Genomic DNA, 4,591 nt, shown 5'->3' on the forward strand with positions numbered 1-4,591 from the left:
GCGGTTGCCAGAGACTCGGCTTTTTCTTTTAAATGAAATTCTTGCTTGGTGAGTTGTTCGTTCGCTTGGGAGAGTTCATGAGTCCGTTCGATGACTCTATATTCTAGTTCTGCTTTGGCTTGTTTTAAGCCCTCTAAAGCGTGACGGCGTTCTTGGAGTACGGCAATTAGAACCAGGGTGGTGACTGAGATGACGCCAATAAAGGATTCTAAGAAGAGGAGAGAGGCGTTGAGATTCTCTTGGACAAAGGAACTGCGATTGAGAATGGTTCCGGCGATCGCCATCAATCCCGTCAAGGCGATCGCTAAAGTGGTCCAGCGTTCCGAAAACCGAAATGCCGCCCACCCCAATAACGGAATCATTAAATATTCCACGGGATACCCATACCAAAAGGCTAAACTAACCACCCCATCAAAGAGTAAAAACCAGCTAAAACTTTCCAGACGTAGAGACTTCAATTCTTGATCCACAATTTTTCCAAAGTGAGAGGAAATTGGAGTCCCCTTTCTCTGTTGCCAACTCTGGCTTAAAAAGTAATGCCAAGTCAACAAAACTGGGGTAAAAATCAGCACACCAGTCAGATTAGACACCCACCAAGTCACCCAGGACTGTCCAAAATTCGACCAATTAATCCATTGCGCTACACAGAGGGCGAGAATGCCCACGGTGGCACTTATAATTTGAGAGGCGATCGCCCCACAACAGACAAAAATAAATACTTCATTCGCCCGATGAAACGGATAGCGGGTGTGAGTTAAGCGTCGAATTAAACCAGCCCCCCATATAGGAGTCAGGGTATTTCCCACCGCAGTCACTGCCGCGATTGCCAGACTGACAGGGGTGGGATTCAGCAACACTGAAATGCCAAAGGAACCCAAAGCAATACCGGGCCAAATCTGGTTTCCCCAAATCAGAACTGCCCCCAAACCCACCCCTGCCGGAATCCACACTGCTGTAACATCACCGGGGAGGACGGCTAACTTGAGTCCGAGGATGCCCAAAACACAGTAAAAAAGGGCGATCGCAGCGATTAATAGGACATTTTGCCGGAACTGAACTTGGCCTAGTCTTCTTTTCATCTGACACTCCGTAGGTGACTTCTATTCTCAAAAACTCATGACTTAACGCCTATCTTATCGACAATTTCCAAAATAGCAACTTGGGAAATAGCCTGAATTGTTCCCTGATTTTCAGGAGTGGTTTTTGAGATTATTTCAGAAGTAACATTTTCATCAAGTCAGCAAAAAAAACTCTTAAATTGAAACTTTGCAGATTAAACATTACCTCAGTCAGGCTATGGGAGGACTGGGCTGCATTCCTTCTCCCAAATTAACTTAACAGGCGCACAAGAAATAAAGATTATACTTATTTTACAGTTAAGGCAATGATGATATAAGTCATCGATAATCGCCACTTTGTATCAGACGGAGTTAAATTTAAGGTGGGGAACCCTTGATTTAAGATTGAAGAACATTCTTCCCTCTTCTTTCAACGGCGGGTGACATCAATAATCAAATTACTATAAAAACTGAACTCTCAAGTGACGCGCAACAGGTCATCATTCGGATTAAAAACAATGGGGTGGGGATGAGTGAAGCGTTGCAGTCCAAAATTTTTGAGCATTTATTTACGACCAAAGACGTGGGGAAAGGGACCGGATTAGGATTGGCGATCGCCCGCCAGATTATCCTAGAAAAACACTCCGGGTCCCTAGAAGTCCATTCAACTTTAGGCCAAGGAACAGAATTTTAAATTATAATTCCCTTCCAGCCAAAACCTAGCTCATCTGAGGACTGAATCTAGGAAATAACTGTCACTGAAAACTCTGACAAACGCTAGAATGCTCAAAATAAAACCTGAAATTAACTCTCTTCTAAATCTGACTCAACCTTCACTTCTTCCAGTGCAAAATCGACTCTATCATACAAATCAGCCAATGACAGGGAGAATTCAAAGGATTGTAACGAGACCGTTGCTTCTAAGCCATCATACTCGCGAAATAACCAAGCCTGACCGTCAGTTTTGGTGTAATGTTCCACATGGGCGGTGTATTGGTCTATCAACAAATACTCCCTAAAACTGTCAATACTCCGATAGGCCGCAAATTTCCCATCTTTATCGTAACTGCGAGTAGACTGGGATAACACTTCGGCAATGACAATCGCATTGGTAACCGTATCTTTGCGCCCTTCCTGCAATTCTACCGGCTGACCCACAACCATCACATCAGGATAAGTATAAATTCGCCGGTCCGGAATCCATAGCCGTTGAGCAGCGATAAAAACCCGATAGGGTTGGCGTCGCAAGGCAAAATTTAAGGACCCCGCTAAATTCAATGTAATTTGATTGTGATTGGGAGTACCACCGGGCATCAGAACAAGTGCTCCATTACGATATTCATGACGGTCCTGGGAGGCAATTTCTTGGGCTAAATATTCATCAACCGTATAGGTGCGTTGGCTGAGGGTAGAAGTCATAGCAACTCGCAGGTTAGGTTTGGTTTAATTATATCCCAAATTTAGGGGGATTTTGTCCGGTTAAGTCCAGGCAGGAGTGGGAGCATCTTGCTCCCTTATAGTAGCAGGGAGCAAGATGCTCCCACTCCTTAATTAATTGTAGGGTCAGAATGATTTAGCGTTGCTATACAGGTCTCCAAAAACCCACAGTTTCAAGGCTCCATCTACCGCCACTAAGCCTGCCTGTGCGGGCTAAACCCTAAAAAAACAGACTCTAAAAATTAGGGAGAAAGTCTATTTTTGACGTGATATAGCAGCGCCTTTATCAGTTGTGGAATGCCCTCACCCCCAACCCCTCTCCCCCTTTGGGAGAGGGGAGCTGAAAATGTCATAAATCATATAGGATTGCTATAGTGTCAACATGATCCCGTGATTAAAAAAGGGCGCGTTATCTAATTGGCAACGCACCCTTAATTTACGGTTTAACTCTTTTTTTTCGCTGTGGAAGTTGTGGATTTCTTCTTCGTTGTCCCGGTTTTTGACTTGCTACTACTGGTTTTGGATTTGCTACTACTCTTACTCTTAGAAGTGGCTGCTTTCGCTGCCAGCACTTCAACAGCTTGTGCCAAGGTGACATTTTCTACGGTTGTGCCGGAGGGTACGGAGGCATTGGTTTTCCCATGTTTGACGCAGGGTCCGTAGGGACCATCGTAAACATTTACGGGTTCGTCATCTGCCGGATGTTTGCCGAGTTCCCGGAGTGGTTCTTTGGCTTTGCTGTTATCGACTCTATCATACAAATCAGCCAATGACAGGGAGAATTCAAAGGATTGTAACGAGACCATTGGTTCTAAGCCATCATACTCGCGGAACAACCAAGCCTGACCGTCAGTTTTGGTGTAATGTTCCACATGGGCGGTGTATTGGTCTATCAACAAATACTCCCTAAAACTGTCAATACTCCGATAGGCTGCAAATTTCCCATCTTTATCGTAACTGCGAGTAGACTGGGATAACACTTCGGCAATGACAATCGCATTGGTAACCGTATCTTTGCGGCCTTCTTGCAATTTTACCGGCTGACCCACAACCATCACATCAGGATAAGTATAAATTCGCCGGTCCGGAATCCATAGCCGTTGATCAGCGATAAAGACATCTAAGGGTTGACGTTTGAGTCCAAAATTAAGAAATGCGAACAAATTACCAGCTATCCGGTTATGATTGGGAGTACCACCGGGCATCAGAAGAATTTCTCCATTACGATATTCATGACGGTCCTGGGAGGCAATTTCTTGGGTTAAATATTCATCAACCGTATAGGTGCGTTGGCTGAGGGTAGAAGTCATAGCAACTCGCAGGTTAGGTTTGGTTTAATTATATCCCAAATTTAGGTGGATTTTGTCCGTTTAAGTCCAGGCAGGAGTGGGAACATCTTGCTCCCTTATATAGCAGCGCCTTTATCCGTTGTGGAATGCCCTCACCCCCAACATAAGGCGGCCCAAAGGGGGAGAGGGGAGCTATATATGTCATAAATCATTTAGGATTGCTATGGTAGTAGGGAGCAAGATGCTCCCACTCCTTAATTAATTGTAGGGTCAGAATGATTTAGCGTTGCTATACAGGTCTCCAAAACCTCACCGTTTCAAGGCTCCATCTACCGCCACTAAGCCTGCCTGTGCGGGCTAAACCCTAAAAAAACAGACTCTAAAAATTAGGGAGAAAGTCTATTTTTGACGTGATATAGCAGCGCCTTTATCAGTTGTGGAATGCCCTCTCCCCCAACCCCCTTCGACCCTTCGACCCTTCGACCCTTCGACCCCCTTCGACCCCCTTCGACCCCCTTCGACCCCCTTCGACTGGCTCAGGGCTCAGGACAGGCTTCGACTGGCTCAGGGCTCAGGACAGGCTTCGACTGGCTCAGGGCTCAGGGCTCAGGGCTCAGGGCTCAGGGCTCAGGGCTCAGGACAGGCCTCTCCCAAAGGGGGAGAGGGGATCTGAAAATGTCATAAATCATATATAGCGACCCTAAATCAGTTGTGGAATGCCCTCTCCCCCAACCCCCTTCGACCCTTCGACCCTTCGACCCTTCGACCCTTCGACCCTTCGACCCTTCGACCCTTCGACCCTTCGAC

At 46.1% G+C, this 4,591-nt stretch carries 3 protein-coding genes and 1 pseudogene; 1 reads left to right on the plus strand and 3 read right to left on the minus strand.

Features of this window, described 5'->3' with window-relative positions; all coding sequences use genetic code 11:
* On the minus strand, positions 1 to 1,079 hold a 1,079-nt coding region (locus tag J0895_RS06750; RefSeq protein WP_207087343.1), incomplete at its 3' end, for an MASE1 domain-containing protein.
* A gap of 418 nt (positions 1,080 to 1,497) precedes the next feature.
* Between J0895_RS06750 and J0895_RS06755 the strand changes: the two are divergent.
* A pseudogene (locus J0895_RS06755) lies at positions 1,498 to 1,752 on the plus strand (sensor histidine kinase); the annotation flags it as partial.
* Between the two features lie 110 nt (positions 1,753 to 1,862).
* Here J0895_RS06755 and J0895_RS06760 read toward each other — a convergent pair.
* Both J0895_RS06760 and J0895_RS06770 read right to left on the minus strand, forming a co-directional pair.
* Positions 1,863 to 2,477 (minus strand): Uma2 family endonuclease, encoded by a 615-nt coding sequence (locus tag J0895_RS06760; protein ID WP_207087344.1) that lies wholly within the window; start codon positions 2,475 to 2,477, stop codon positions 1,863 to 1,865.
* Between the two features lie 461 nt (positions 2,478 to 2,938).
* Positions 2,939 to 3,805: a Uma2 family endonuclease gene (locus J0895_RS06770; RefSeq protein ID WP_340643470.1), complete on the minus strand. Its 867-nt coding sequence runs from the start codon at positions 3,803 to 3,805 to the stop codon at positions 2,939 to 2,941.
* Positions 3,806 to 4,591: the final 786 nt, after the last annotated feature.

The organism is Phormidium pseudopriestleyi FRX01 (assembly GCF_017313335.1).
Taxonomy (GTDB): Bacteria; Cyanobacteriota; Cyanobacteriia; order Cyanobacteriales; family Laspinemataceae; genus Laspinema; species Laspinema pseudopriestleyi.